31 protein-coding genes and 1 tRNA gene are annotated in these 24,975 nt (G+C 68.0%); 23 read left to right on the forward strand and 9 right to left on the reverse strand.

The features are described from left to right. Positions 1 to 107 precede the first annotated feature (107 nt). From BM282_RS03490 to BM282_RS03505, 4 genes are read left to right on the forward strand one after another with little or no spacing between them, the layout of a single operon-like run. On the forward strand, positions 108 to 800 hold the full coding sequence (locus tag BM282_RS03490; protein WP_089876793.1) for a hypothetical protein: 693 nt from the start codon (positions 108 to 110) through the stop codon (positions 798 to 800). Continuing rightward, positions 797 to 2,119 (forward strand): hypothetical protein, encoded by a 1,323-nt coding sequence (locus BM282_RS03495; RefSeq protein ID WP_089876794.1) that lies wholly within the window; start codon positions 797 to 799, stop codon positions 2,117 to 2,119. The genes BM282_RS03490 and BM282_RS03495 overlap by 4 nt, the downstream gene beginning before the upstream one ends. A gap of 55 nt (positions 2,120 to 2,174) precedes the next feature. Beyond that, complete coding sequence (locus tag BM282_RS03500; protein WP_089876796.1) at positions 2,175 to 2,588, forward strand: hypothetical protein; 414 nt, start codon at positions 2,175 to 2,177, stop codon at positions 2,586 to 2,588. Positions 2,589 to 2,648: 60 nt separating this feature from the next. Beyond that, complete coding sequence (locus tag BM282_RS03505) at positions 2,649 to 3,356, forward strand: hypothetical protein (RefSeq protein WP_089876798.1); 708 nt, start codon at positions 2,649 to 2,651, stop codon at positions 3,354 to 3,356. A gap of 25 nt (positions 3,357 to 3,381) precedes the next feature. On the opposite strand, the gene BM282_RS03510 is transcribed toward BM282_RS03505, so the two are convergent. After that, positions 3,382 to 3,870 (reverse strand): DUF4112 domain-containing protein, encoded by a 489-nt coding sequence (locus BM282_RS03510; protein WP_089876799.1) that lies wholly within the window; start codon positions 3,868 to 3,870, stop codon positions 3,382 to 3,384. 201 nt (positions 3,871 to 4,071) lie between these two features. Here BM282_RS03510 and BM282_RS03515 point away from each other — a divergent pair, with 201 nt between their 5' ends. Next, positions 4,072 to 4,431: a hypothetical protein gene (locus BM282_RS03515; protein WP_089876801.1), complete on the forward strand. Its 360-nt coding sequence runs from the start codon at positions 4,072 to 4,074 to the stop codon at positions 4,429 to 4,431. A 53-nt stretch (positions 4,432 to 4,484) separates the two neighbouring features. Beyond that, positions 4,485 to 5,207 carry an SDR family NAD(P)-dependent oxidoreductase gene (locus BM282_RS03520; RefSeq protein WP_089877360.1) on the forward strand — a complete coding sequence of 241 codons (723 nt, stop codon included), beginning with the start codon at positions 4,485 to 4,487 and terminating at the stop codon, positions 5,205 to 5,207. A 179-nt stretch (positions 5,208 to 5,386) separates the two neighbouring features. Here the strand turns inward: BM282_RS03520 and BM282_RS03525 are convergent, their stop codons facing one another. Then, positions 5,387 to 5,689, reverse strand: a complete 303-nt coding sequence (locus BM282_RS03525; protein WP_089876803.1) for a hypothetical protein — start codon at positions 5,687 to 5,689, stop codon at positions 5,387 to 5,389. 145 nt (positions 5,690 to 5,834) lie between these two features. On the opposite strand from BM282_RS03525, the gene BM282_RS03530 reads away from it, so the two are divergent. Next, positions 5,835 to 6,662, forward strand: coding sequence for a lipoate--protein ligase family protein (locus BM282_RS03530; RefSeq protein ID WP_089876804.1), 828 nt, complete (start codon positions 5,835 to 5,837; stop codon positions 6,660 to 6,662). A gap of 1 nt (position 6,663) precedes the next feature. Here the strand turns inward: BM282_RS03530 and BM282_RS03535 are convergent, their stop codons facing one another. Then, positions 6,664 to 7,194: a peroxiredoxin family protein gene (locus BM282_RS03535; RefSeq protein WP_089876806.1), complete on the reverse strand. Its 531-nt coding sequence runs from the start codon at positions 7,192 to 7,194 to the stop codon at positions 6,664 to 6,666. Between the two features lie 140 nt (positions 7,195 to 7,334). Here BM282_RS03535 and BM282_RS03540 point away from each other — a divergent pair, with 140 nt between their 5' ends. The 3 genes from BM282_RS03540 to BM282_RS03550 all read left to right on the forward strand — a co-directional run bounded on the left by BM282_RS03540 (position 7,335) and on the right by BM282_RS03550 (position 10,598). Next, a complete protein-coding gene (locus BM282_RS03540; RefSeq protein WP_089876808.1) occupies positions 7,335 to 8,204 on the forward strand; it encodes a deoxyribonuclease IV in 870 nt (289 codons plus the stop codon). 90 nt (positions 8,205 to 8,294) lie between these two features. Beyond that, entirely contained in the window at positions 8,295 to 9,743 is a 1,449-nt protein-coding gene (locus tag BM282_RS03545; RefSeq protein WP_089876811.1) for an endonuclease/exonuclease/phosphatase family protein, read from the forward strand. Between the two features lie 45 nt (positions 9,744 to 9,788). Next, on the forward strand, positions 9,789 to 10,598 hold the full coding sequence (locus BM282_RS03550) for a class I SAM-dependent methyltransferase (protein WP_089876813.1): 810 nt from the start codon (positions 9,789 to 9,791) through the stop codon (positions 10,596 to 10,598). A gap of 7 nt (positions 10,599 to 10,605) precedes the next feature. Here BM282_RS03550 and BM282_RS03555 read toward each other — a convergent pair whose 3' ends face one another. Beyond that, positions 10,606 to 10,818: a zinc ribbon domain-containing protein gene (locus BM282_RS03555; protein ID WP_089876815.1), complete on the reverse strand. Its 213-nt coding sequence runs from the start codon at positions 10,816 to 10,818 to the stop codon at positions 10,606 to 10,608. 126 nt (positions 10,819 to 10,944) lie between these two features. Here BM282_RS03555 and BM282_RS18390 point away from each other — a divergent pair, with 126 nt between their 5' ends. Continuing rightward, positions 10,945 to 11,103, forward strand: coding sequence for a hypothetical protein (locus BM282_RS18390; protein ID WP_175501345.1), 159 nt, complete (start codon positions 10,945 to 10,947; stop codon positions 11,101 to 11,103). 56 nt (positions 11,104 to 11,159) lie between these two features. On the opposite strand, the gene BM282_RS03560 is transcribed toward BM282_RS18390, so the two are convergent. Next, complete coding sequence (locus BM282_RS03560; RefSeq protein ID WP_089876817.1) at positions 11,160 to 11,804, reverse strand: DUF7095 family protein; 645 nt, start codon at positions 11,802 to 11,804, stop codon at positions 11,160 to 11,162. Between the two features lie 90 nt (positions 11,805 to 11,894). Here BM282_RS03560 and ncsA point away from each other — a divergent pair, with 90 nt between their 5' ends. Next, positions 11,895 to 12,863 (forward strand): tRNA 2-thiolation protein NcsA, encoded by a 969-nt coding sequence (gene ncsA / locus BM282_RS03565; protein ID WP_089876819.1) that lies wholly within the window; start codon positions 11,895 to 11,897, stop codon positions 12,861 to 12,863. 124 nt (positions 12,864 to 12,987) lie between these two features. Here the strand turns inward: ncsA and ftsZ are convergent, their stop codons facing one another. From ftsZ to BM282_RS03580, 3 genes are all read right to left on the reverse strand, one after another. Then, positions 12,988 to 14,193: a cell division protein FtsZ gene (ftsZ, locus tag BM282_RS03570; protein WP_089876821.1), complete on the reverse strand. Its 1,206-nt coding sequence runs from the start codon at positions 14,191 to 14,193 to the stop codon at positions 12,988 to 12,990. 4 nt (positions 14,194 to 14,197) lie between these two features. Then, the gene (locus tag BM282_RS03575) at positions 14,198 to 14,377 is read right to left on the reverse strand and encodes a ribbon-helix-helix domain-containing protein (RefSeq protein ID WP_089876823.1); all 180 of its coding nucleotides are present in this window, start codon (positions 14,375 to 14,377) and stop codon (positions 14,198 to 14,200) included. A 199-nt stretch (positions 14,378 to 14,576) separates the two neighbouring features. Beyond that, on the reverse strand, positions 14,577 to 15,191 hold the full coding sequence (locus tag BM282_RS03580) for a double zinc ribbon domain-containing protein (RefSeq protein ID WP_089876825.1): 615 nt from the start codon (positions 15,189 to 15,191) through the stop codon (positions 14,577 to 14,579). 109 nt (positions 15,192 to 15,300) lie between these two features. On the opposite strand from BM282_RS03580, the gene BM282_RS03585 reads away from it, so the two are divergent. Both BM282_RS03585 and BM282_RS03590 read left to right on the forward strand, forming a co-directional pair. Continuing rightward, positions 15,301 to 15,374: transfer RNA gene (locus BM282_RS03585), tRNA-Tyr, on the forward strand. 264 nt (positions 15,375 to 15,638) lie between these two features. After that, on the forward strand, positions 15,639 to 16,628 hold the full coding sequence (locus tag BM282_RS03590) for an aldo/keto reductase (protein WP_089876828.1): 990 nt from the start codon (positions 15,639 to 15,641) through the stop codon (positions 16,626 to 16,628). Between the two features lie 46 nt (positions 16,629 to 16,674). Here the strand turns inward: BM282_RS03590 and BM282_RS03595 are convergent, their stop codons facing one another. Next, positions 16,675 to 17,157 (reverse strand): peroxiredoxin family protein, encoded by a 483-nt coding sequence (locus BM282_RS03595; protein WP_089877363.1) that lies wholly within the window; start codon positions 17,155 to 17,157, stop codon positions 16,675 to 16,677. A 127-nt stretch (positions 17,158 to 17,284) separates the two neighbouring features. On the opposite strand from BM282_RS03595, the gene BM282_RS03600 reads away from it, so the two are divergent. The 9 genes from BM282_RS03600 to BM282_RS03640 all read left to right on the forward strand — a co-directional run bounded on the left by BM282_RS03600 (position 17,285) and on the right by BM282_RS03640 (position 24,974). Further along, complete coding sequence (locus BM282_RS03600; protein ID WP_089876830.1) at positions 17,285 to 17,719, forward strand: DUF5789 family protein; 435 nt, start codon at positions 17,285 to 17,287, stop codon at positions 17,717 to 17,719. A gap of 94 nt (positions 17,720 to 17,813) precedes the next feature. Then, entirely contained in the window at positions 17,814 to 19,013 is a 1,200-nt protein-coding gene (locus BM282_RS03605; RefSeq protein ID WP_089876833.1) for a M24 family metallopeptidase, read from the forward strand. A gap of 86 nt (positions 19,014 to 19,099) precedes the next feature. Then, positions 19,100 to 20,005 carry a DNA-3-methyladenine glycosylase family protein gene (locus BM282_RS03610; protein WP_089876835.1) on the forward strand — a complete coding sequence of 302 codons (906 nt, stop codon included), beginning with the start codon at positions 19,100 to 19,102 and terminating at the stop codon, positions 20,003 to 20,005. A gap of 85 nt (positions 20,006 to 20,090) precedes the next feature. Beyond that, positions 20,091 to 20,750: an HAD family hydrolase gene (locus BM282_RS03615; RefSeq protein ID WP_089876837.1), complete on the forward strand. Its 660-nt coding sequence runs from the start codon at positions 20,091 to 20,093 to the stop codon at positions 20,748 to 20,750. Further along, a complete protein-coding gene (gene cbiB / locus BM282_RS03620; RefSeq protein ID WP_089876839.1) occupies positions 20,741 to 21,664 on the forward strand; it encodes an adenosylcobinamide-phosphate synthase CbiB in 924 nt (307 codons plus the stop codon). The genes BM282_RS03615 and cbiB overlap by 10 nt, the downstream gene beginning before the upstream one ends. After that, complete coding sequence (gene cobS / locus BM282_RS03625; RefSeq protein WP_089876841.1) at positions 21,655 to 22,407, forward strand: adenosylcobinamide-GDP ribazoletransferase; 753 nt, start codon at positions 21,655 to 21,657, stop codon at positions 22,405 to 22,407. Before cbiB ends, cobS begins: the two co-directional genes overlap by 10 nt. After that, the gene (locus BM282_RS03630) at positions 22,407 to 22,991 is read left to right on the forward strand and encodes an NTP transferase domain-containing protein (RefSeq protein ID WP_089876843.1); all 585 of its coding nucleotides are present in this window, start codon (positions 22,407 to 22,409) and stop codon (positions 22,989 to 22,991) included. Before cobS ends, BM282_RS03630 begins: the two co-directional genes overlap by 1 nt. Next, complete coding sequence (locus tag BM282_RS03635) at positions 22,982 to 23,974, forward strand: nicotinate-nucleotide--dimethylbenzimidazole phosphoribosyltransferase (RefSeq protein ID WP_089876845.1); 993 nt, start codon at positions 22,982 to 22,984, stop codon at positions 23,972 to 23,974. The genes BM282_RS03630 and BM282_RS03635 overlap by 10 nt, the downstream gene beginning before the upstream one ends. Continuing rightward, the gene (locus BM282_RS03640) at positions 23,964 to 24,974 is read left to right on the forward strand and encodes a threonine-phosphate decarboxylase (RefSeq protein ID WP_089876847.1); all 1,011 of its coding nucleotides are present in this window, start codon (positions 23,964 to 23,966) and stop codon (positions 24,972 to 24,974) included. The genes BM282_RS03635 and BM282_RS03640 overlap by 11 nt, the downstream gene beginning before the upstream one ends. Position 24,975: the final 1 nt, after the last annotated feature.

Here is a 24,975-nt window from a genome sequence, read left to right on the forward strand (position 1 = left end):
AAAAGGGCCGCGAGTCGTCCGTGATAAACCAATGTATGCGATACAGAACTCCCGACGACACGGCACGACTCCCAGCACTTTAGGAATGTCACTCGAATAGCACTCGCATGGTCCCCTTCACGCGGAGACGACTCCTCCACGGAACCGTCGCGCTCGTGGCCGGACTGGCCGGGTGCGGTGGCTCGAACAGTCGTTCGAGTACGGCGACTGTCGCCGCACCCGCGCGACGAGACGACACCGGTTCGGTCCCCGCCCATCAGATGGTTCGCAACCCGGAGAACCGCGTCCCGGTATGGCTCGTGAACGAGTCAGACCGCACGGACGACGGGACGACTCGAACGCCACCGCCCCACGGGCGGTCACGCGCCTTCGTCGCGACGGCGGAGACGGCTGAGTGGCTTCGGTTCGCCGACGTCGAGGGCGCGGGCGCGGCCCGGCAGTTCGTCGCCGACACCGACTTCGAGACGGAGACGGTGTTCCTCGAATCGCGGACCGTCCGCGCGTGCCACACGCTCACGCTCTGTCACGTCTCGTGGACGAACTCGTCCGTCGAGACGGACTACGGCGGTGGCTATCGCGACGCCGACGTTCCCTGCGAGGTGGACGACGAGGACTCGGTCACGACGCTGATTCGCATCCCCGAAGCGCTCGACCCCGAGAGCGTCCGGAGTTACGGGTCGGGGTGGAGCAGTAGCGGGTGTCGGCGGCCCCGCCCTCGCGACGACGAAGCGACGGACGTGCCCGACTTCGGTCCGAAGACCGAGAACGGAACCGTCCGGACGACGACGGAGGGGCGATGACTCGCTCGCACGCGAGTCGCCGCGGATTCCTCGCGCTCCTCGGGAGCACCGCGCTCGCCGGGTGTAGCGGCTTCGACCCGCTCTCCGAGGACGAACAGACGCGCGTCGAGGTGTCCGCCCTCCGTGAAGCGCTCTCCGAGGAGGCACCCGCGGTTCCCGAGACGGTTCCCGTCGACATCGAACGGTCGCATCTCGAACGGACGGCCGCCGACCTGCGAGAGACGCTCTCTGCGGTTCCGGCACCGTTCGGCGAGCGCGACGTTCCGAACGGCGCGATTCGGACCGAACTCCAGCGACGGTACGACCGCGCGGAGACCAGACTCGACGAGTGGACGGAGACGGAGTCCCCGCTGGAGGCGCTGGACCGTCTCCGCTACGCTCGCCGGTCGGTGTACTCGGTCGTGGGCGCGTGGGAGGCCATCGAGTCGGACCTCACTTTCGCCGACGTCCGCGAGCGAATCCCCGAGGTTCGCGCGTCGTTCGACTCGTTTCGCGAACGCTGGGGGTACGTCGGCGACGACCGAATTCGCGCGGTGTTGGTCCACGCGACGATAGAGGAACTGGTCGCGAGGGCGGGCGGATTTCTCGCCCGCGTTCCCGACGCCGAACGGTTCCACTCGGACGACGTGGTCTCGGTCGGCGAGTTCGCGGGGCGAGTCGAGTCCGCGCGGGCCGCCGTCGCGGACGCCGCGTACCTCTACCACCGGTTCGTCGCGTCGCTGTCGACCACGCGTTCGCTCGGGTCGGTGTTCCGCGATATCGGCGAGTCGCTGACCGCGACGCTCGAATCCCGACGCGAGTCGCTGCCCCCGGAGTCTCGCGACGCGTCGTCGTTCGTCGACCGCGACGTCGAAGACACACCGGTCGGGGGTGCGCTCTCGGACCTCCGGCGCGCTATCGACTACGCCGACAACGTGGACGACGAACGGGAACGCGGCCAGCGCGCGAGCGTCGTCCTCTCCGCACACTGGACGCTGGCGCGAATCCGGGCGTTCGAGTTCCTCCGAGAACGCGTCTCGAACGACGAGTACGTCACCGTCGAGACGGTGGACGACGCTCGACTGATTCGAGGGCGGACGGTGTCTGCCGTCGAGGACGCACTCGCGAGCGACGAGCACCCGCGACTCACCAGACACCTGCTCCGCGTCGCGGAGGGACTCGACTACTTTCCGAGGCGACTCGACGAGTACGACGCCGACGACACGATTTCACTCGAGTGGCTCGCCGACGACTTGGGCGAGTACGTCCACATCGAGGCGACGGCGCGGGCGAGCGTCGAGACGAATGCGGACGTCGCCGACGCGATTCGCCGCGCCTGAGTCCGGCCGGCGTTCGTCACGTTTACCGGGAGACCCCACCGACTTCCGACGACAGATGTTGCGACGACGCCTCCTCTCCAGTCTCGCCGGTCTCACGAGCGTTGCCGGTCTCTCGGCGCTCTCCGGTTGCTCGGCCCTCGCGCCCGGTGCTTCGACCCCCAGACCGACCGCCTCGTTCTCGCTCCGATGGGTTCCCGACGAGTCGGTCTACCGCGTTCGATTCGAGGAGGGCGAGACGCTCACGGCGGCGAACACCGGCGAACTCCACGTCGCCTCGCCGGGCACGGACACGCTCTGGGCCGGCGGCGAGGACGCGGTGGCGTCGTTTCCGCTCGAACCGGGCGCGACGGTCCGCCACGCCGTCTCCGACCGGTCGGTCGTCCGCGTCGTCTGGGTGTCTCCGAGCGGGAACGACTCGGCGACGCTGGCGCAGTGGCGCCCCGATTCCCAGCGGACTGCGACTCCGTGACGCGACGACCCGTCGGCGTGGTCACCAACTTTCTTGTCTCTCCCCTGCGACGTACGCGCGATGCCCTCCAGACACAGACTCGGCTTCGTTCTCGCCGCCCTCGTCCTGTTCGGCACCGTCGGCGTCTCGTTCGCCGCCGTCCCGGTCACCGCACAACAGTCCGACCGGATGGCCTGCGCCGTCTGTTCGAGCGCGCTCGACACCACCGCCGCCCACGACGGCTACACGCTGACGCGAGGTCACTCGAAAATGGTCGTCGACGTCGCCGAGAACGGGTCGACGACGTGGACGGCGCACGTGACCATCGTCGACGGCGTCGAGCGATTAGAGAACGATTCGTACCGGGCGGAACTCGTCGCGTCCACCATCGCGCGGGGGCAGGCCGTCGCCGACCCGACCGACGTGTCGTCACGCCTCGAAGGGGACACGCTCGTCGTCACGTACCGCGGACAGGACGCGGTGACGGAGACGCACGGCGTGCTGTTCTTCACGCCGCTTCACGCCGATGAACCGATTCAACCGTTCGCCGCCGGCGGCGAGGGAACGGTGTACGTCGGCGCCGACGAGTTCGTCGTCCGCGCGCCACCGGGCTACGCCGTCCGAGGGAACTACGGGAACGCGACGACGACGGACGACACCGTTCGGTGGACCGGCGACGCCGCCGGTGACTCGCCCGTCAAGCGGTCGACGACGCTCGCGTTCGCCCGCGAAAATGACTCTCTCTGGTGGCCCAGAGTGACGGTCGCTCGCGCACTGCTGGACGCCTGAGTCGCTTCCTCGGCGTCCCTCGACTTTACTCGACGTCGATGACGACGGGGCCGTCGTCGTCGCTCTCGTCGACTCCGCTCTCGTCGAATCCGCCGCCGAAGTCGCCCTCGTCGAACTCCACGTCGTCGGTCAACTCCGAGAGGGCCATCTCGATGTTCCACTTGTTCGACTTCCACACCGCGTCGAACAGCGTCCCGACGTACGGAATCGCGCCCCCGGCGGTGTCGATAGCGACGTTCGCCAGCATCGCGAGGAGCGTCTTGTAAGAGACGCCGAGACGCGCCGATTCGAGGACGATGTACAGCGAGAACGCGGCACCGACCACGTCGCCGACGACCGGAATCGAGCCGAGGAGCGGGTCGATACCGACGCGTTTGTTCGTCCCCGGAATGCCGACCAGGTCGTCGAAGACGTACGCGACGGTTCGCATCCGCTCGACGGCCGCTTCGTCTACTCCCTCGGGAATCTCTCCGCCGTAGCCGTCGAGTTCGTCAACGATGTCGTGTCGGTCCATACCCCTGGATACTCACTCAGTGCTCAAAAGCCCGATGGCGGACGTTCTCGGCGCTGTGTCTCTCTTTTCGGTCGGACAGTACGAACATCCGACTGGCGGCGTCACGGCGGTCGCGGTGCGCCCGCGTGAGGACGAACGCCGGTTCGAGCGCGACGCGTCGGTGAGCTACGTTTATACGGTCACTCGAAAATCAGAGAGACGATGGTTGACCGAATCATGGTCGGCGACGACCAGTTGCGCGCCAAGGTCAAAGGCGAACGCGCCGGCGCGGACGTCGCGGGGATGCAGTACATCGGCTACGAAGTCGGCCTGACGAAACACAGCGTCCACGTCCTCGGAAAGCAGTGCAACGCGGACATCGCCGACGAGGACTTCCGCTACATGGTCGTCCCGATAGACAGCATCCGCGCGGTCAAACTCTCGGACGTGAAAGACCGCGGCCGGACGATAGAGGTTCACCTCGGCGAAGACGACGACATCGTCCTCCACAGCGAGGGCCAACGGACGCTCGGCGAGAACCTCAAGCGCCTCTTCTTGCTCCTCTCGCGTCTGCTCTCGTGAGTTAACCCGACTCAACCGCGCCGTTCAGGTACGTGGCGCTCCTCGTCGCACGCGTGACACGAACTGCCGTCGTCGTCGGCGCGTCCTCCGGTATCGGCCGCGCCCTCGCGCACGAACTCGCCGCGGACGGTTACGAAGTCGGCCTCGCGGCCCGCCGTCTCTCGAGACTCGAATCGCTCGGCGCGGACCTCCCGACGACGTCGTACGTCGCGCGGATGGACCTCTCCGACCCCGACGACGCCAGAGAGCGGATGGACCGCCTCGCCGACGCGATGGGCGGCGTCGACCTGGTCGTCGTCTCGGCCGGCGTCGGGTTCGAGAACCGCGCGCTGGAGTGGGAGGCCGAACGCGACACCGTCGACGTGAACGTCCGCGGGTTCGTCGCCCTCGCCACGTGGTCGATGGCGCACTTCGAGGCGCGCGGACACGGCCACCTCGTCGGCATCTCGTCGGTCGCCGAGTTCTTCGGGAACCCCGTCGCTCCCGCGTACAACGCCTCGAAGGCGTTCGTCTCGCGGTATCTCGACGGCCTCCGCTCTCGCGCGTCGGCCGGCGACGCCGAGGTGACCGTCACGGACGTGATTCCGGGGTTCGTCGACACCGAGATGGCGATGGGGAAGACGTTCTGGATGGCGTCGCCGGAGGCGGCGGCCGCGCAGATTCGCGACGCCATTCGCGCCGAACGGAGTCGCGTCTACGTCACGCGTCGGTGGCGACTCGTCGCCCTCCTCCTTCGCCTCCTGCCCGAGTCGGTGACGCGCCGCGCGTTCGACTGACCGCGTTTCGACGGCGTCACGCGACGAAACGGGTCTATCGAAGCTCTCGCCACCTGTCGGGTGTGCGTGCTGAATACGGAGGGTGAGCCGCTCGAAAGCCGCCCGCGCTATCCACCCTCTCGGGCGTCAATTCACATCCTCTCGGAGTCAAGAGCTGACTTTCTTGCTTATCTCCGTCTTCAGACGAGTCGTACTCCTCTCCGGGCTATCCAAACAAGAGCGACGGCAAACAGATAGGTGAAGATGAAGAATCCTACCGTGCCGAGTGACTGGTTCACCGGAGCGATGGCCCCGAAGAGCGTTGAGTAGAGAATCAACATCGGGAGGGCGAACAAGAACAGTCCCCCGAGGAAAATCCGAACAATCCCAGTCGGCTCACCGAGCAGAAACTGGGAGAGAAACCCGAGATAACCGAGTGCAGGTAGGGCAAACAGGACAAGGACCGCACGATTCCACAGGTGGCTTCGGAGGGCACTGTCCATACAAATGCATACGTAGTGACACGATATAACTGATACTGACCGACTCGCGCCCTGTATTCAGCACGGTCGCTGAGACCGCTCATCAACTGAGGGTTTCGACGAGGCCGACGAAACCGCTTTCCGAGACTCCCCCGTAGCCCGCGGCATGGACGAGGGACGCGGACGCGGCCCGTTGGCCGACAGAGAGTGGCGACTGATACGCGAAGAGCAGAGAGGCGGGGCGATGCAGATGGCGTTGGACGAAATCGCGGCCGAGACGGCGGCGGCGGGTGGGCCTCGGACCGTCCGGGTCTACCGCTGGGACCCGAGCACGCTCTCTCTGGGCTACCATCAGGACCCGGCGACGGTCGACTGGGAGTTCTGCGAACGCGAGGGTGTCACGGTCACCCGCCGTCAGACCGGCGGCGGCGGCATCTACCACGACTACGACGGCGACATCTCCTACTCCATCGTCGCGCCGAAAGCCGAACTCCCGGGCGACCTGATGGAGAGCTACCACCTCCTCTGTGAACCGGTCTTAGACGCCTTCTCCAGACTCGGCGTCGACGCGGACTTCGTCGCCGAGTCGGTTCCCGAGATATGGTTCCCGGCGTGCTATCTGCGCGAACTCCACCCCGCACACGACGTCGTCGCCGACGGGAAGAAGGTGAGCGGGAACGCGCAGTACCGCCGAAACGACGCCGTCGTCCAACACGGCTCTCTCACCTACGCGGTGAAGGCCGCCGACCACCTCGGCGTGTTCGACGGCCACGACGTCGCTCCCGAGCGGTTCGAAGAACGCGTCGGCGGCATCGCCGAGTTCGCGGACGTGACGCGAGAAGAGGCCGTCTCGGCCGTCGAATCCGCGCTGGCGACGTGGGCCGACGCCGCCGAAGGCTCGTGGACGGACGAGGAACTGGACCGCGCCCGCGAACGCGCAGACGAGAAGTACGCCGCCGACGAGTGGGTCCGACGCGACCCCAGAGACCGCTGAGTCAGAAGCCGAACGTCTCCGTCTCTCCGGGACCGAACTCCTCGACGATGGCGTCGTGAATCTCCCCGACCGAGGGCGTGTCGCGCGTGGGGTCCAACCAGTGTTCGCCGACCCACTTGTACCGAACCGTCATCTCCTCGTCGACGAGGAAACACGACCGACGTGAGCGGTCCGAGATGCCGAACGCCTTGTACCGGACGCCGAACGCCTCCGCGAGTCGGAGGTCGGCGTCGGCGAACAGCGGAAAGCCGAGGTCGAACCGACTGATGAACTTGCGGTGCATCCGCTCGCCGGACTTGCTCGCGCCGACCACCTGCACGGTGTCGCCGCTCGCGAACCAGTCGAAGTCCCGAAACTCACACCACTCCGACACGCAGTCGGGGCTGAAGTCCATCGTGTAGAAGTTCAGGAGTACGGGCCGTTCCGCGACCAACTCCGACAGTCGCGTCTCTTCTGTCTGGCCGTCTTCGCGGACGAGCGATTCGCGAACGTCCGGAACCGTCTCCCCAATCGAGAGTCCCACCTCTGACATCGTCGTGTCACAAGGAGTCGGAGAAAATAGCTGTTCGCCATCGTGTCATCGAGGATTCGGTTTTTCGCGGACAGTTCCGCGTCTCGCGCGCGCCGCCGTCGTCCGAAGTCACTATACCCTCCTACCACTTGCCGTAGTCCATGCGAGTCGGTGCACACGTCTCGATGTCTAGCTCGAAAGTCTCCTCGGACGAGGAGACGCCACCGCACGGGAACGTCGCGAACGCCGTCCACAGACAGGTCGCCTTCGGCGGCAACTGTGGACAGATATTCACCACCTCTCCGCAGGTGTGGCGCGACCCCGAGATAACCGACGAAGAGGCCGAACTCTTCCGCCGAGAGACGGCGGAGAAACTCGACGGGCCGTGGGTCATCCACTCGTCGTACCTCGTGAACCTCTGCACGCCGAAAGACGGCCTTCGGCAGAAGTCGCTCGACTCCATGCAGACGGAGGTCGACATGGCTGAGAAACTGGGAATTCCGTACGTCAACGTTCACCTCGGCGCGCACACGGGTGCGGGCGAGGAACAGGGGTTGAAAAACGCCGTTTCGGTCTTAGACGACCTCGACGTCCCCGAGGACGTCACGATTCTCATCGAGTCCGACGCGGGGAGTGGCACGAAGATGGGCGACGACTTCGAACACCTCGCGTACGTCGTAGAGCACTCCGAACAGGACCTCGACATCTGTCTCGACACCGCCCACGCGTTCGCCGCGGGCTACGACCTCTCGACGGCCGAAGGCGTCGAGGAGACGGTCGCGGAACTCGACGAGGTGGTCGGTCTCGAACACCTGCAGTGCGTTCACCTGAACGACTCGAAGCACGAGTGCGGGACGAACAAGGACGAACACGCACTCATCGGCGAGGGTCTCATCGGCGAGGAGGGGATGCGCGCGTTCGTCAATCACCCGGACCTCGCGGACGTCCCCCTCGTCTTGGAGACGCCCACCGAGGACGGCAAGGGCTTCGCGTGGAACATCGCTCGCGTGCGAGAACTCCGCGAAGACTGAGTCCGACGGCGATTGAGCGAGGTACTCACCGACGACTATCCGACCTCCTCGGTACGAACGTTCATCAGTGGGAAGGCGTAATCCGGCGGTATGGCCCCCGATACACCCGCGCTCTCCCGCCGGTCGGTGCTTCGCGGCGGTCTCACCGCCGGCGCCGTGGTCGGTACCGGCGTCACGCTTCCGTCCGTCGTCCGCGCCGTCACGTCCGCGGATTCGACTCCCGCTGACGACGCCGACGCTACCGAACTCCGCGTCGCGACGTGGAACCTCGGCCTCGGCGCGAACCTGTTTTCGCTGTTCTCCGTCGAGGACCGCGCGGACCTCGCCCGGACCGTCGGCGACCTGTACGAGTCCATCGGGCGAAGCGCCGTCGAGGCGCGGATGGGCGCCGTCGCGGACGAACTCGCGCGGACGCGACCCGACGTGGTGGGCGTCCAGGAGGCGGCACTCGTCCGAACCGGCCCGCCGACCGAGAGCGAGGCGACGGACGAACGCGACGCCGAGACGGTCGCGTTCGACTTTCTCTCCGCGCTCACCGACGCTCTCGACGAACGCGAGACGCCGTACGACGTCGCGCAGGTGACGACCAACGCCGACGCGGAGTTTCCGGGGCGCGTCGACGGCCGCCGCGTGGACGTGCGACTCACCGACCGCGACGCGATTCTGGTCCGGTCGGACGCCGACGTCTCCGTGACCGAGCGTTCCGCGGCGACGTTCGCGGAGGCACTCGTCTTCCCCACCGGCGAGAGTCGAACCCTCCGCGTCGACAGGGGGTACGGCGTCGTCTCCGCGACCATCGACGGCGGGCGCGTCACCGTCGTCAACACCCACTTAGAGTCGGCCTCCGAACGCGTCCGCGGCGCGCAGGCCGACGAACTCGCGTCGGTCCTCGACGGACTCGGCGGTTCCGTCGTCCTCCTCGGCGACCTGAACGACGGCCCGGCGTTCGGCGGCGGCGCGTACGAGACGTTGTCGTCGAACCTGACGGACGCGTGGGACGCCGCCCGCCCGGACGCCGACGGCGACACCTGCTGTCGGGCGGCGACGCTCGACGGACCGGGCGCACTCGACGAACGGGTCGACCACGTCCTCGTCGGATCCGGTCTCGCCGCGACGGACGCGCAGTTGGTCGGCGTGAGCGAGGCGAGTCGCGTGCGAACCACCGTCGACGGCGCCTCGCGGACGCTCTGGCCCTCGGACCACGCGGGCGTGGGCGCGACGCTTCGAGCGACGGCGACGGCGGAAGGGTCCGCGGACGCGGCGGACACCACGCCGGTGCCGACGGCGGAGAACGGTACTGGGACGGGAGACGACGCGACCGGAACCGAGACGTCGCCCGCCGAACCGACGACCGACGCGGCGAATCGGACCGCGAGGCAGTCGAACGGGACGGCGGACGCCACGACGGGCGACGGCGGACGAACCGGGGATTCGGAGACGGCCACGGAGTCGCCGGGGTTCGGCCCCCTCGCCGGCGTCGTCGGCGTCGTCGGCGCGGCGGCCGGTCTCCTGCGACGGCGGCGCGACGGAGCGGAGTAGTCGGCGACCCGCGCCGTTTTTGTCTCTCTGCGGCGAACGCCGACCGTGCGGAAGTTCTCGCCCGAGTATCTCCGACGGACGCGCGACGGCATGTGGACGGGGTCACGCGACGCCCTGCGAGACCTGTCGCTGTCGGACCGGAATCGAGTGCTGGACGTGGGGTGCGGCACCGGCGAACTCTCCCGCGTCCTCGACGCGGAGTCGCCCGGAGACGTTGTCGGCGTCGACGCCGATACGGAACTGCTCGCGGTCGCGCGGAGGGAGACCGGACTCGGGGCCGTCGCGGGCGACGCGACGCGTCTCCCGTTCGTCGACGACGCGTTCGACCTCGTGGTGTGTCAGGCGCTTCTGGTCAACCTCCCGCGACCGACCGACGCCCTCGCGTCGTTCTCGCGCGTCTCCTCGGACCTCGTCGCCGCCGTCGAACCCGACAACGCCGCGGTCAGCGTCGACTCCACCGTCTCGGCGGAGGTAGCACTCGAACGCTCGGTCCGCGAGGCGTACATCGAGGGCGTCCGGACCGACGTCGCACTCGGCGACCGACTCCCCGACCTGTTCCGCGAGGCGGGCCTCCGAGACGTGCGGACGCGCCGACACTTCCACCGGAAGGTGACCGAACCGCCGTACGACGAACTCGACGTCCGCGTCGCCGCGCGGAAGGCCGACGGGTCGGGACTCGCGACGCACGAGGCGGAACTGCGTCGGACGCTCTCCGACTCGGCGTACGACGCCCTCCGCCGAGACTGGCGACAGATGGGCAAGGCGGTGGTCGAACAGATGCAGGACGAACGTTACCGGCGCGCGGAAGTCGTCCCGTTCGACGTGGTCGTCGGACGCGTCCCCGACCGCCTGTAGGCCGGGTTCACCCGAGGAACAGGTCCACGAGGTTCCCGCTCGAATCCTTTCTGTACAGTTCCGAGTAGCCGCAGTTCGAACAGGAGACGACCGTGAAACTCCGGTTCTGGACGTCGAAGAACTTCGACAGTCCGGTTCCGCTGGTCGCGATGCTGTCCATCTCCGCTTCCGTGTGACCGCACTTCGGGCAACCGCGGTCGTCGAGCGCTTCGTTGCTCATGCAACTCGTCGGTGACGCGGTGCGGCCCTGAAACTTCGCGGGGTAGCCTCGACGCTGTCGTGACAGTCGTGACAGACACGACGCTCGCGGGGAAGCGACTACGGGGGTGCGGCGACGAGACGGCGTATGGCCGTCGAACTGCTGGTGTTCGCCCTGTTCGCCCTCCTGAGCGTCGGCGGAACGCTACTTTTGTACGCGTTTATCCAACGAGAGACGGACGCAGAAGAGACGATGGACCGCCGAGACGCCGAACGGGAAGCGCAGGAGGAATCGCGTCGGCGTTGATGACGCCGCGGTGGCGACGATGGTGCGGGGGACGGCGAGTTCGACGGAGAGACGACTCAGACCACGTCGCCGCGCACCGTCGCGCCCGTCTGGGAGGCGCGGTAGTCGCGGACGGCGTCCGCCGCCTCCGCCGCGTCGTCTTCGTCCATCCCGAGCATCGCGAGTGCTTCCGGGAGCGTCGGAAAGACGAGTTCGCCCGCGCGGAGTTTGTCGAGCGCCGTCTCCGACCGTTGACCGTCGGCGTACAGACAGACGCCGCGCGGGTCGAGAATCTGTTCGTAGGCGTCGCGGGCCATCGCTCCCTTCAGTCGCTGGGTGACGTTGTCGTCGAACGAGGCGTTACACACTTCGAGGTGGACGGGTTCGTCGTCCGGGAGGAGGTGGGCGGCGAGACACTTCTCGGGGGCGGCGTAGCCGTTCGTGTTCGCGCGGAGGGAGTCGGGGTTGGCCTCGGCCCACTCCGCGGAGACGCTCTTGCCGACGCCCTTCACGCCGTGTGACCGCTCGAACGCCTCGCTCGCCTCGGCGTCGCTGGTCATGAGGAGGTCCTTCGTGACGTAGACGTCGAGTCGGTCGATGGGGTCCAAGCCGAGGGCGACGTCGCCGTACACCCACACTTCGCGGACGGGCACGGGCATCGGTTCTGTCTCGACGGCGTCGAGGACGGACGCCACTCGGTCGATGGCGCGGGCGCGTTCCATACCCCGTCTGCGGCTTCGGGGGCCAAACGGGTTTCGACAGGTCGGGGAGAGACGAAACCCGTATTCGTCCCGGCGAGTAAGCGGGTGGTGATGGAGTGCGACAAGTGCGGCCGAGACGCGGTGATGCACGCGGGATACTCGGGGGCCCACCTGTGCGAGAGTCACTTCTGTGCCTCGGTGGAGAAACGCGTCCGCGGCCGGATTCGCAAGGATAGCCTCGTTCCGCGGGACGCGACGCCGGAAGACCCCGAACACTGGGTCATCGGCCTCTCCGGCGGCAAAGACAGCGTCGTACTCACCCACATCTTGGACGAAACCTTCGGCGAAGACCCGCGTATCGAGATGATGGCGCTGACCATCCACGAGGGTATCGAGGGCTACCGCGACGAGAGCGTCGACGCCTGCGTCGAACTCGCGGGAGACCTGCAGATGCGACACGAACTCGTCACCTACGAGGAGGAGTTCGGTATCCGCATGGACGACGTGGCGCGCGAGGACCCGGAGAACATGGCCCCCTGCGCGTACTGCGGCGTCTTCCGCCGCGACCTGTTAGAGCAGTACGCAGAGGAGTTCGGCGCGGACAAACTGCTCACCGGGCACAACTTAGACGACGAGGCGGAGACGGCGCTGATGAACGTCCTCGAAGGCAACGTCAAACAGATGGCCAAACACTTCGACGCGAGTCTCGGCCCGTTCGACGAACGGCATCCGACGGACGACTTCGTTCCGCGAGCGAAACCGCTCCGAGACATCCCCGAGAAGGAAGTCGCCCTCTACGCGCACCTGAAGGACCTCCCCGCGCACATCACCGAGTGTCCGCACGCCTCCGAGGCGTTCCGCGGCGAGATTCAAGAACTGATGCTCGACTTGGAGGACCGCCACCCGGGGACGCGTCACTCTATCATGTCCGGCTACGAGGAGATAGCGGAGATGGCCGCCGACCGCTACCGCAGCGACGACGGCGACGTGGACCTGAACGAGTGCGAACGCTGCGGGTCGAAGACGATGCGCGACCTCTGCCGGAAGTGCGGACTGTTAGAGTCGCTTCGAGCGGTCTGAACCTCTTTTCCACTTCTCGGCTGTCGGTCTGGATACGTCTCGTCGGCGTTCGGTGACCGACGACGAAAAGAACGAGAGTGCGCGGTCGCGCGGAGGCGAGCGGAAACCGCCCGTCTGCGTCGCGTTACCGGATGACGTCGAGACCGTTCTGCTTCTCGGACTGGTCGCGTCCGCCGTCGGACTGCCACGACCCGCTGACCGAGGACGGACTCTGCGTCTGTCCGCGACCGTTCGTGCTTCCGTTCGAGCTAAACTCCGAAGCGGAGCCTTCGATGCTCTGCCGCGACTTGTCTGCCTGTTTCTGCGTGGACGGACCGAGTACCTGTGCGGACTGGACGCCCGTCATGATGGCCATGACGCGGACCTTGCCCTTGTACTCGTCCTGGATGCGAGCGCCCCAGATGACGTTCGCGGAGGCTTCGAGTCGTTCCGTGATGTTGTTCGCGATGCCCTCGGCCTCTTTCAGGGTGAGGTCGGGACCGCCCGTGATATGGACGAGACCACCGGATGCGCCGCGGTAGTCGACGTCCAAGAGCGGGTGGTTCATCGCGTCGTTGACCACTTCTTGGGTCTTGTTCTTGTCCTGCGTCTCGCCGACCAGCATCACCGCGACGCCGCCCTGGTTCATGATGGTGGACATGTCGGCGTAGTCGAGGTTGATGAGCGAGGGCTGGGTGATGGTCTCGGAGATGCCCTTGACCGTCTCGGCGATGATCTGGTCCATCACGGAGAACGCCTTCCCGATGGGGAGGTTGGGCACGTAGTCGAGCAGTCGGTTGTTGTCGAGAACGATGATGGAGTCCGCTTCGTTGCGGAGTTTCTCCAGTCCTTCCTCGGCTTTCACCGTCCGGGCGCGCTCGACGTTGAACGGCGTCGAGACCATGCCGACGACGATGGCGCCCTGCTCTTTCGCTATCTTCGAGACGACGGGTGCCGCGCCGGTCCCCGTCCCGCCACCCATACCGGCGGTGACGAACACGAGGTCGGCGTTACCGAGGACCTCCTTGACGGTTCCCTGCGCCATCTCGGTCGCTCGCTCACCCATCGACGGGTCGCCACCGGCACCGAGACCCTGCGTCAGCGACTTGCCGACGAGAATCTTCGTGTCGGCCTCGATCATCTTCAGGTGCTGCTTGTCGGTGTTGATGGCCACCGTCTCGGCGCCGTCGACGCCGATGTTGTAGAGGCGGTTGACGGTGTTGTTACCGGCACCCCCACAACCGACGATGACGATTCGGGGGTTCCCGAACTCGTCGTCGTCGTCTTTCATCTCCGCGTCGCGCTTCTCGGCCTCGTCGCGCTCCATGGCTTCTCTGACGATATCCTGCATCGTCTTACACCTTGGCCCAGCTTCGCTTGGTCGAGGATTCCCGGCCCTCGACCTGTTGCTCGTTCAACATCTCACGCACGGCGGACCGGATGGCCTCCGACCGGTTCGGGAACTCCCCGGTCTCGACCATGCGTTCGACTTCTTCGATCTGCTGCTTCGGAATTCGTAGTGTCACACGCTCCATGTATGCATTCCCCCGGTAAGACGGCGCGCACGATTCGTGCGAGCGTCTTACACACCGAAATCGCCGGACGAGAGCGACTTCCTCCCGTCGGACCGGTGCTGTAAGACAACCGTCTTACGCGAGAGTTACCACAGAGCGTTATAATATAAATGTAACGGCGACTGTAAGACACGCTGCAGAAAGGCCGTATACGCTAGCGTCAGCGACGTTGGCCGCGCTCCAGTACGTCTGCCGCCGACGTCCGACGACCGCATCCGGGGCAGAACGCCCAGTCGGAGCGCACTTCGTCGCCGCACTCACAGAAGACGCGGTGCGTCGCTTTCTCCCCGCAGTTCGCACAGTAGACGTCGTCTGCGGACAGTCCGTCTCCGCACTTCTCGCAGGACTTCTGGCGGTCGGGTGCCTCCGACGCCGGGTTGTCTCGGTTCGTCTTACGGTCCACCGCGTCCGCCGTTCGAGGCTCGTCTGCCGCGTTTACGGGCGTCTCGGACGCCGACCCGTCGACGGAGATGTTGACGTTGACGTCTCTCGGTGGGAGCGACGCCCCCCGTCCGACGGAGTCGAATCGCTCCGCGAGGAGTTCGTCGACGCGCCGTCCGACGAGTTCGTCCACGCGCGAGCGTATCATCTCGTCGACGGTGTCCGACGCGACGTCGGCGTCGGACACGTCGGCGTCGGCGTCAGCGTCGTCCGAACGTTCCGCGTCGTCGAGATAGAGGCGAAGCGCGTCGCGCATCACCTCGCTCTTGGAGGTGTCGAGGTCCTCCAATCGCTCGACGAGTTCGTCGTCGGCGCGGAACGTTATCTTACTCATCGAATACTCATTCTCGCAAGCCTATTTTAATCTTCCCACGCGTCTGACGTGCGTCGGTCGCGACCGAATTGGTAATTCTTAAACCGGGTGGTTGGCTACGTGAGAGTGACCGCTCTTAGCTCAGCCTGGCAGAGCAGCCGACTGTAGATCGGCTTGTCCCCCGTTCAAATCGGGGAGAGCGGACTGAACTTCAGCACCCGTGAGCGACAGCGAACGGTGCTGAATGTGAAGGACGTCTCGACCCGGTTTGAGCAGCGAGCGAATCTCTGATTCGCGAGTGAGTTCATATCGGGGTAGCGTGTTCCCCTCGTCACGAGCCTTCGTTCGCTTCGCTCGCGAAGACGGAGAGAGCGGACTTCTCTTGCGACCGTCGGACGACCGATTCGTCGCCCGCCACTACCCTGCCGCTTCACCCACACTTACTCCGCACGCGCGGGACCTCTGAGTATGAACCAACGACTGCTCGGAACGACCGGGTTCGAGGTAGGAGAGGTCGGATTGGGAACGTGGCAACTCGGCGGCGACTGGGGAGAACTCTCCGACGAAGCGGGCCGCGAGGCGGTTCACGCCGCCCTCGACGAGGGAATCGACTTCCTCGACACCGCCGACGTGTACGGCGACGGCCGGAGCGAACGCCTCGTCGGCGAGGTACTGGACGAACGCGACGCGTGGGACGACGTGACCGTCGCGACGAAGGCGGGCCGCCGGTTGGACCCCCACGAGGCCGACGGCTACACCGCGGCGAACCTCGAACGCTTCGTCGACCGGAGTCGCGAGAAACTCGGCGCGGAGACGCTGGACCTACTGCAACTGCACTGCCCGCCGTGGGGGGTGTACTACCGGCCCGAGACGTTCGATGCGCTCTCGTCGCTCCGCGCGGACGGGAAGATAGCGCACTACGGCGTGAGCGTCGAGAAGGTCGAACAGGGGTTGAAAGCCATCGAGTACCCCGGCGTCGAGACGGTGCAGATAATCTTCAACCCGTTCAGACAACGACCCGCAGAGCGGTTCCTCCGGGAGGCGGAGCGACGGAACGTCGGCGTCGTCGTCCGCGTCCCACTCGCGTCTGGACTCCTGACCGGCGCGTTCGACGCCGACGAGGAGTTCCCCGAGGAGGACCACCGCAACTACAACCGCGAGGGCGACGCGTTCGACGTCGGAGAGACGTTCGCGGGCGTCCCGTTCGAAGTCGGTATCGAGGCGGCCGAAGCACTCGAATCTGCGGTGCCGGACAGCGCGACGATGGCGCAGCTCGCCCTTCGCTGGATTCTGGACCACGACGCCGTCACGACGGTCATCCCGGGGTCGTTGGACGCCGACCACATCGCGGACAACGTCGCCGCGTCGTCGTTACCGTCGCTGTCTGCGAACCGACACCGGCAGGTCGAACAGGTGTACGACGACGTCGTTCGCGAACACGTCCATCACCGCTGGTGAGACGCGTTCGCAGACAAAACGAGCCGAGACGGTCGAACGGGAACGTTCAGCCCTCGAAGGGGTCTTCGAAGCCGTTGCGGATGAAGTAGCGGACCCAGTTGCCCTGCGTGCGGTCGGCGGGGTGGTCTGCGACCTGTTCGTACCGCACCTGTCCGTCCGTGTCGATGACGTACACCGCGGCGATGCCGGTCAGGCCGTGACTGGTCTGTTCGGTGCCGCTGTACTGCTCTGCGACTTCGCCGTCGGGGTCGGCGAGCAGTTGGATGTCGAGGTCGTAGCGGTCGCGCATCTCCGTCACCGGACCGATGGGGTCGGTGACGACGGGGACGATGTCGACGTTGTCGTGGAACCAGAGGTCGTACGACACTTCGGAGAACGTCTGCAGTTGTTCGGCGCAGAAACTACACCAGTGACCGCGGTTGACGACGACGACGGTCGGACCGTCCTCCAGCGTGTCCGACAGCGTCAGTTCGTCGCCGTTCGTGCTTTCGAGCGTGAAGTCGGGTGCTTCAGAACCTTCGAGACTCATGCACTCCGTCGTCGGGGCGTCTCGGATAAAGACGTACGGCGGTTCCGTGGCGGCCGTACAGAACCGCCGCACGGGATGCTGTCGGACGCCCATCACGCCTTTGGGCGTGGCGACCCCCGCTCTACCCATGCCGAGCGACGAACGCGACCTCGACCGAGTGTCGGACCGCAAGAGCGAACGCGCCGAACACGTCGAGAGTATCCTCGACGAGACGGAGTCGCTCGTGCGCGACGAGCAGAAGTTCCCCGTCCGCTCCGAGGAACTCGCCGAGGAGTACGCCGACCAACCGCTCGACATGCCGAACGAGACGGAGTCGCTCGGGTCCGTGTTCGACCGCCTCGACGAACAGTACGAGAACGCCGAAGAGGCCAGAGAAGCCGTCTACGGCGCGTTGACGGGCGAGGCGGGCGGCGACGAGGAGTACAACGAGGAGCGCGACCTCGGGGCCCTCGACCGCGCGGAGAGCGACGCCCCCCGGAACGACGTGGACGGGGAGGCTATCATGGACGACGTGGCGGCGGACGACGACGCGGAACGGCACGACCCGCCCGAGGAGCGATAGGTCGGTTCCGTCCCGGTCGTCCGGCCGGGCGTCACTCCACCACGCGACTGGCCGCCTCCTGAGGAATAAAGGTGATAGAACCGCGTCTTTCGGTATGGCGACCAAACTCCCGTCCTCCGAGTTCTCGACACGACTCGACGCGATTCGCGGCCGTCTCGCAGACACCGACGCCGACGCGGCCGTCTGGTTCGACGCGACGAGCATCGAGTATCTCACCGGCTTTCACCACATCCAGACCGAACGCCCCGTCGTCCTCGCGGTGACGGACGACCGCGTGGAGATTACCGTCCCGCGACTGGAGGTCGAACGCGTCCAGGAGAACCCGCGCATCGACGCCGTCCACCACTACTTCGACTACCCCGGCGGGGACCCGATTCGAACGGCCGCGGAGATGCTGTCGGAACGCGACGTCCAGTCCGTCGCCGCAGACGGCGACGGCGCGCCGGGCGTGATGGGGTACGAGGGTCCGAAACTCTCGGAGTTCGTCGACGTGGAGACGCAGTCGTGGGTCACGCGCATGCGCTGGGAGAAGACTGACGCGGAAGTCGACCTCATCCGCGAGTCGGCGAAGTGGGCCAACCTCGGCCACCAGTACCTCGCGGACTTCACCGAAGTCGGCGCGCACCCCTCGACCGTCTCCCAACGCGCCTCGCTCGAAGCGTCGCGCGCGATGCTCGACACCCTCGGCGACCGCTACGCCGTCCGCGTCCGCGGCGGCGGCCCCGTCCACGCGGGCTACATCAGTGGTCGCGAGACGGCCCTCCCGCACGGCCACACGCCGAACGAACGCCTCTCGGAAGGCGACGTCCTCGTCACCGGGGCGACGGCGAACGTCGACGGCTACTACTCCGAACTCGAACGGACGATGTTCGTCGGCGAACCCTCCGCCGACGACGTCCACTACTTCGAACTCATGCTGGAGGCGCAGACCATCGCAATCGACGCGCTCGGTCCCGGCGTCGAACTCTCGTACGTCGACGACGAGGTGAACGACTACTTCGAAGAGCAGGGCGTCCTCGACTTGGCGCAACACCACGTCGGCCACAACATCGGCCTCGGCGGCCACGAACCGCCGTACATCGACTCGGGGTGGGGCGAACACTGCACCTCCGAGCACACCGAGATGAACGAGTCGGACGCGACGATGGCTCCGGGCCACGTCTACACCATCGAACCCGGCCTCTACACCGAGGACGCCGGCTACCGCCACTCCGACACCGTCGCCGTCACCGAGACGGGCACGGAGATGCTGACGTTCTTCGGCCGCGACCTCGAATCGAACATCATTCGGTAACGGCCTCGAACGCTCCGTTTACTCCCCGTTCTACTTTCACTCCCCCCTTGGCCGAGGTTCATACCCGTTCCCCCGCACTACCGCGTATGACACTCACCGGGGACACGACGCTCGCCCTCCCGACGGCCGCGCCGTTCGACTTCGACCAGTCGGTGCGAGTGCTCTCGCGGTCCGCTCCGTGCGCCCGCGGACGGGCGTGCGGGGAGTCGACGCTCGTCACCGGCGGGTTCGCGCCGGACCCGTTCGTCGCCCGCGTCACGTCCGACGGCCGCGGTGCCGTTCGGGCGCACGTCGAGTGGTTGGACGGCGCGGGCGACGGAACCGCCGTCGCGGCGTCTCTCGAGGCCTCCCTCTCTCTGTCGGACGACCTCTCTCGACTGTACGAGGCGGCGCGAACCGACGAGGCGTTCGCGCCCGTCGTCCGCGACCTGTTCGGGTACCACCACGTCCGCTTCTCGACGCCGTTCGAGGCGGCCTGCTGGGCCGCCGTCTCACGGCAGACGTCCTCCGCCGTCGCGGCCCGTCGCCACGACGCACTCGCCCGGTCGTTCGGACGGGTGGTCGCCGTCGGCGACGAGACGGTGTCGCTGTTTCCGACGCCCGCGATGGTCCGTACGCGGGCCGATGCGGTCCGCGAGACGCTCGGCGACGACCGGACGACGGAGACGGTACTCGCCCTCGCGGACACGTTTCTCGACGAGACGTTGGCCGACCGTTCGACGCCGGACCTGACGGAGAGACTCGGCGACGTGGAGAGGTTCGACCCGCGAGCCGCCGAGTTCGTCGCGCGTCGCGGCTTCGGTCGACTCGACGCGTCGCCGACGCACGACGACGGATTCCGCGCCGTCGTCGCCGACCGATACGGACTCGACGACGTGACGGGAGACGAGGTGGACCGCCTCGCCGCCCGGTACGGCGACCAGCGAGGCTACTGGGCGCACTATCTCCGGGTGTGGGATTCGCTCCGCTCCGGGTCCCGGACGCCGACGTAGCGTCGTCGTCGCTCCCCCCGTCAGACTGTCTCCGAACCCGGCACCGTCCGGCATATTCAAGTCCAGTTTCACCAATCCAAACGTAGTGGCAATCTCGTTCGACCTGTTCGGAACGCTCGTCGCCGTGGACCGACCGGCCGACCCCGCGGCGGCGGTCGCGACCGAACTCCGAGACAGGGGTGTCGCCGTGCCGGACGACTGGCCGGACGCCTACACCGAGGTGCACGTCGACGCGCCCGACGGTGCCGAAGTCCCCCTGCCCGCGCACGTCTCCGCGGCCCTCCGGTCTCGCGGCGTCGACGCCCCCGCGAACGCCGCCCGCCGCGCCGTCGTCAGCGCGTTCGACCCCGAGGTTCGAACCCGGGCCGGTGCCGTCTCGGCCCTCGAAGCGGCGGCCGAACGCGGCCCCGTCGGCCTGCTCTCGAACTGCGCCGTCCCCGAACTCGTCGCTCGCACGCTCATCCGGTCGGACCTCGACCGAGACGCGTTCGACGCGCAGGTGACGAGCGTCGCCTGCGGGTGGCGTAAACCGAGTCCGCAGGCGTTCGAGACGCTCGCCGGGAACCTCGGTGTCCCGCCCGCCGAACTCGTCCACGTCGGCGACGACGCGCGGACGGACGGCGGCGTCACGGGCGTCGGCGGCCGGTTCGTCGACGTGAACGGCGCGAGTCTCCGTCGCGTCGCCGCCGCGATTCGGGAGGACTCGCTCTCCGACCTCGCTTCGGGGGGGTCGCCGTGCCCGTGACGGCCGCGTTCGCCGTCGCCCTCGCGGCCGGCCTCGACACCGCGTTCGCCGAACCGCCGAGTCGGGTGCATCCGGTCGCCCTGTTCGGCCGCCTCCTCTCGCCGGCGAATCGGTCTTGGCCGACGCCCCGACTCGTCGGCGTCGCCCTCGCCGTCGTCGCTCCCCTCGCGTTCGCCGGTGTCGCCGCCGCCGCCGTCCTCGTCGGTGCCGCCGTCTCCCCGTGGGCGGGTGCAGTCCTCGCCGGTCTGGTCCTGTTCTCCGTGACGAGTCTTCGGATGCTGTCGGACGCCGCCCGCGACGTGGCCCGTGCGGCCGAGTCCGACCTCGAAACCGCTCGTCGCGAACTCCGCGCGCTGGCCGGACGCGACGCCGCCGAACTGGACCCCGCGCACGTTCGCTCGGCCGCCGTCGAGAGCGTCGCGGAGAACCTCGCCGACGGCCTCGTCTCTCCCCTCCTCGCGTTCGCCGTCTGCGCCCCGTTCTCGCTCGCACTCGCGGCGGCGGCCGCCGCGTGGGTCAAGGGTGTGAACACGCTCGACTCGATGTTCGGCTACCGCTCGAACCCGCTCGGATGGGCACCGGCCCGCCTCGACGACGCCGTCATGTGGCTCCCGGCGCGACTCTCGGCCGTCTGTCTCGCCGTCTCGGCCGGAGACCCGGCGCTCGCGTTCTCCGACCGCGTCCGGACGCTCGCGCGCCGCCCGCCGTCGCCGAACTCCGGGTGGCCGATGGCGACGATGGCCGCGGCGCTCCCGGCGCGCCTCGCCAAACCGGGCGTCTACGACCTCGACCCGGCCTCCGACGACGCGGGGACGCCGCTCCCGACGACCACCGACGCGATGCAGGCGGTCAGGCTGACCACCCGCGCCGGACTGCTGGCGTTCGCCCTCGCGGGGGTGGTCGCGTGGCTCTGACGGCGCTCAGAGGCGGTGTCGCCTTCCTCACGCGCCTCCCCGTCGGGGCGGACGACGCCGCGTGGGAGGCGTTCCGCCGGACGCCCCTCGCGTTCACCCTCGTCGGCTACCTCGTCGGGGCGTTGGCGGCGCTTCCGCTCTTGCTACCGATTCCGGTGCCGACGGCCGCTGCGCTGTATCTGGCGATGCTGTATCTCCTCACGGGCGTCACGCACGCGGACGGCCTCGCGGACGCGGGCGACGCGGCGGCCGTCCACGGCGACCCCGACCGTCGTCTCGCGGTGCTGAAAGACTCGCAGACCGGCGTCGGCGGCGCGTTGGCGCTCTCGCTCTCGCTCGTCGCGCTCGGACTCGGTGCGCTCGGCGTCGCCGGGACGCTCCCCCGAACCGCGTTCGCCCTCGCGCTCGCGGCCGAAGTCGGCGCGAAGACGGGCATGGCGACGCTCGTCTGCACCGGCCGGGCCGCACACGAGGGGATGGGGTCGGCGCTCCTGTCTGCGAACGACGCCTCGAACCTCCTGCCCGTGGCCGTCTCGCTCCTCCCGCTTCTCCTCGTCGCGCCTGTCACGGGCGAGGCGGGCGTCGTCGCCGCGGCGCTCTCGCCCGTCGCCGGCGCCGTCCTCGTCGGCCGGTGGGCCGAGAACCACCTCGGCGGCGTCAGCGGCGACGTGTTCGGCGCGGCGAACGAACTCGGCCGGGTCGTCGGTCTCCACGCGGGGGTGGTGGCGTGGACGCTGTTCTGATGTGCGGCGGACGCGGGACTCGGTTGGGCGGCGAGACGGAGAAACCGCTCGTCCCCGTCCGCGGCGTCCCGATGGTTCAGCGCGTCCTCTCGGCGCTCGACGGGAGTCGCGCAGAGACGGTGTACGCCGCCGTCTCGCCCGCGACGCCGGAGACGGCTCGGTTCCTCGAATCGGTCGAGTCGAGGACCGTTTCGGTCGTCGAGACGGCCGGGACGGGGTACGTGTCCGACCTCTCGACGGCGCTCGGCGTCGTCGACGGACCGGCGGTGACCGTCGCCGCCGACCTCCCGCTTCTCGCGGCCGACCACGTGGACGACGCTATCGACGCCGCGCGTTCGGCGGGTGCCGACGACGCTTCGACGGCCCCGTCGTCGGTCACCGTTTGCGTCCCCGCCGACCTGAAACGTCGCCTCGGCGTCTCCGTCGACACGGCGTTCGACCACGACGGGCGGTCGGTCGCACCGACCGGACTGAACGTCGTCGCGGGCGAGACGGACATCGTACAGTTGACGTGCGACGACCGCCTCGCGGTGAACGTGAACCGACCGAGGGACCTCGAACTCGCGGAGGCCCGATGCGACTGATGCTCGTCGCGGGGACGACCCGCACCGCCGAACGGGAGGGTATCAGCGCCGCGGGCGCGACGCGAGACCTGATGCTCCACACGCCGAGCGCCGACGCCGAGATTCTGGAGTACGGCGAACTCGTCCGCGCGCCCGTCACGCCCGTCAGTCCGACGGGCTGTCCGACGCCCGCCGCGGTCACCCGCGCCGTCCGCGAACGCCTCGGATTCGACGTGACCGTCGTCGACGGCGGCCTCGCGAAGCCGACGGGCGCACCGACGGTCAACGTGGGCGCGAAACCCGGCCGCGACGTCGGCGAGGCCGACCCCGTCCAGACCGCGCCGGGCGCGTTCGCCGCCGCCAGACAGTTCGGCCGGTCGCTTCCAGACGACGAACTCGTCGTCGGCGAGACGATTCCCGGCGGGACGACGACGGCGATGGCCGTCCTCCGCGCACTCGGCGAGGAGTGGCCCACCTCCTCGTCGCTCCCGGAGAACCCCGTCGAACTGAAGCGAGCGGTCGTCGAGGAGGCGTTCGCCGCCTCGGAGATAGAACCCGGACAGGCGGCCCACACGCCGGAACTCGCCGTCCGGTTCGTCGGCGACCCCGTCCTCGCCGTCGCCGGCGGCCTCGTCGCCGGCGCACTCGAAGCCGGCACCGAGGTGGTGCTCGGCGGGGGAACCCAGATGCTCGCCGTCGCGGCCCTCGTCCGACACGCGGGCGTCGTCGGCCCGTTGACGCTCGCGACCACCTCGTACCTCCTCGCGGACGTGCCCGAACTCCGGGCGGCGACGGCGGCGCACGACGTGGACCTCGTCGTCACCGACCCCGGGTTCGACGCGGCGGACGCGGGTCCCCTGTCGGCGTACGCCGACGGCGTCGCCAAGGAGGGCGCGGCGATGGGCGGTGCGCTCTACCTCGCGGACCGCGCGGACGCGCTCGAATCCATCACCACCGCAACACTTGACGTGCTCGCGCGTCTCCGGGACGACGATGGACCCTGACGCCCTCTCCGCCATCTCTCGCGTCCCCCACGGGGGCGACGACGACGTCGAACTCGTCGATTTCAGCGCGAACACGAACCCGTCGCGACCGTCGGGAACCGCGTTCACCTTCGAGTCCTCGTTCGCCGCGGCCGCGCGCTACCCCGCGGACGACTACGTGCCGTTCCGCGTCGCCGCGAGCGACTACGTCGACTGCGACCCGCACGACGTCGTGCCGACTGCGGGCGGGATGGCGGCCCTCCGCCTCGCGTTCGGCGTCGTACTCTCGCCGGGCGACGACGTGCTCCTCCCCGAACCGAGTTTCGGCGAGTACGACCGCGAGATACGGCTTCAGGGAGGCACGCCCGTCGCCGTCGCGTACGACGAGGTGTTGGCGACCGACCCCGCCGAGTACGCCGCCGTCGTCGTCTGTAACCCGAACAACCCGACGGGCGGCGCGTACGACCCCGACGAACTCCGCGACTACCTCGCCGACTGCCGCGACGCCGACACCGTCCTCGTCGCGGACGAGGCGTTCCTCGACTTCACCGACCACCCGAGTCTCGCCGGCGAGGCGGGCGTCGTCGTCTGCCGGTCGTTGACGAAGATGTTCGGGCTCCCCGGCCTGCGGATGGGGTTCGCCGTCGCCGCCGGCGAACTCGGCGAGCGGATGGAGGCCGCCCGCCCGACGTGGTCGCTGTCGACGCCCGCGGCCGACGTGGGCGCGTTCTGCATGCGCGAGGAGGCGTTCGTCGCGGAGACGAAACAGCGCGTCCGGACCGAACGCGACCGGATGGCCGGGCGACTCTCCGAGGCGTTCGACGTGTTCCCCTCGGACGCGCCGTTCCTCCTCCTCGGCGTCGACGGCGACGTGGACGAACTCCTCGAACACGCGCGCGAACGAGGGTTCGCCCTCCGCGACGCCCGCACGTTCGCGACGCTCGACTCGCACGTGCGCGTGGCCGTCCGCCGCCCGCACGAGAACGACGAACTCGTTCGGACGCTCCTCGAACTCCGATGAC

The organism is Halogeometricum limi (assembly GCF_900115785.1).
GTDB lineage: Archaea > Halobacteriota > Halobacteria > Halobacteriales > Haloferacaceae > Halogeometricum > Halogeometricum limi.

Excerpts from the sequence above, each read along its gene's own strand:
- BM282_RS03510 (WP_089876799.1), bottom strand. The coding sequence starts at position 3,870 with ATGGACCGACACGACATCGTTGACGAACTCGACGGCTACGGCGGAGAG.
- BM282_RS03515 (WP_089876801.1), top strand. The coding sequence starts at position 4,072 with ATGGTTGACCGAATCATGGTCGGCGACGACCAGTTGCGCGCCAAGGTC.
- BM282_RS03540 (WP_089876808.1), top strand. The coding sequence starts at position 7,335 with ATGCGAGTCGGTGCACACGTCTCGATGTCTAGCTCGAAAGTCTCCTCG.
- BM282_RS03560 (WP_089876817.1), bottom strand. The coding sequence starts at position 11,804 with ATGGAACGCGCCCGCGCCATCGACCGAGTGGCGTCCGTCCTCGACGCC.
- BM282_RS03555 (WP_089876815.1), bottom strand. The coding sequence starts at position 10,818 with ATGAGCAACGAAGCGCTCGACGACCGCGGTTGCCCGAAGTGCGGTCAC.
- ftsZ (WP_089876821.1), bottom strand. The coding sequence starts at position 14,193 with ATGCAGGATATCGTCAGAGAAGCCATGGAGCGCGACGAGGCCGAGAAG.
- ncsA (WP_089876819.1), top strand. The coding sequence starts at position 11,895 with ATGGAGTGCGACAAGTGCGGCCGAGACGCGGTGATGCACGCGGGATAC.
- BM282_RS03530 (WP_089876804.1), top strand. The coding sequence starts at position 5,835 with ATGGACGAGGGACGCGGACGCGGCCCGTTGGCCGACAGAGAGTGGCGA.
- BM282_RS03575 (WP_089876823.1), bottom strand. The coding sequence starts at position 14,377 with ATGGAGCGTGTGACACTACGAATTCCGAAGCAGCAGATCGAAGAAGTC.
- BM282_RS03635 (WP_089876845.1), top strand. The coding sequence starts at position 22,982 with ATGCGACTGATGCTCGTCGCGGGGACGACCCGCACCGCCGAACGGGAG.
- BM282_RS03500 (WP_089876796.1), top strand. The coding sequence starts at position 2,175 with ATGTTGCGACGACGCCTCCTCTCCAGTCTCGCCGGTCTCACGAGCGTT.
- BM282_RS18390 (WP_175501345.1), top strand. The coding sequence starts at position 10,945 with ATGGCCGTCGAACTGCTGGTGTTCGCCCTGTTCGCCCTCCTGAGCGTC.
- BM282_RS03545 (WP_089876811.1), top strand. The coding sequence starts at position 8,295 with ATGGCCCCCGATACACCCGCGCTCTCCCGCCGGTCGGTGCTTCGCGGC.
- BM282_RS03535 (WP_089876806.1), bottom strand. The coding sequence starts at position 7,194 with ATGTCAGAGGTGGGACTCTCGATTGGGGAGACGGTTCCGGACGTTCGC.
- BM282_RS03610 (WP_089876835.1), top strand. The coding sequence starts at position 19,100 with ATGACACTCACCGGGGACACGACGCTCGCCCTCCCGACGGCCGCGCCG.
- BM282_RS03525 (WP_089876803.1), bottom strand. The coding sequence starts at position 5,689 with ATGGACAGTGCCCTCCGAAGCCACCTGTGGAATCGTGCGGTCCTTGTC.
- BM282_RS03600 (WP_089876830.1), top strand. The coding sequence starts at position 17,285 with ATGCCGAGCGACGAACGCGACCTCGACCGAGTGTCGGACCGCAAGAGC.
- BM282_RS03605 (WP_089876833.1), top strand. The coding sequence starts at position 17,814 with ATGGCGACCAAACTCCCGTCCTCCGAGTTCTCGACACGACTCGACGCG.
- BM282_RS03630 (WP_089876843.1), top strand. The coding sequence starts at position 22,407 with ATGTGCGGCGGACGCGGGACTCGGTTGGGCGGCGAGACGGAGAAACCG.
- BM282_RS03580 (WP_089876825.1), bottom strand. The coding sequence starts at position 15,191 with ATGAGTAAGATAACGTTCCGCGCCGACGACGAACTCGTCGAGCGATTG.
- BM282_RS03590 (WP_089876828.1), top strand. The coding sequence starts at position 15,639 with ATGAACCAACGACTGCTCGGAACGACCGGGTTCGAGGTAGGAGAGGTC.
- BM282_RS03495 (WP_089876794.1), top strand. The coding sequence starts at position 797 with ATGACTCGCTCGCACGCGAGTCGCCGCGGATTCCTCGCGCTCCTCGGG.
- BM282_RS03490 (WP_089876793.1), top strand. The coding sequence starts at position 108 with ATGGTCCCCTTCACGCGGAGACGACTCCTCCACGGAACCGTCGCGCTC.
- BM282_RS03640 (WP_089876847.1), top strand. The coding sequence starts at position 23,964 with ATGGACCCTGACGCCCTCTCCGCCATCTCTCGCGTCCCCCACGGGGGC.
- BM282_RS03595 (WP_089877363.1), bottom strand. The coding sequence starts at position 17,157 with ATGAGTCTCGAAGGTTCTGAAGCACCCGACTTCACGCTCGAAAGCACG.
- BM282_RS03505 (WP_089876798.1), top strand. The coding sequence starts at position 2,649 with ATGCCCTCCAGACACAGACTCGGCTTCGTTCTCGCCGCCCTCGTCCTG.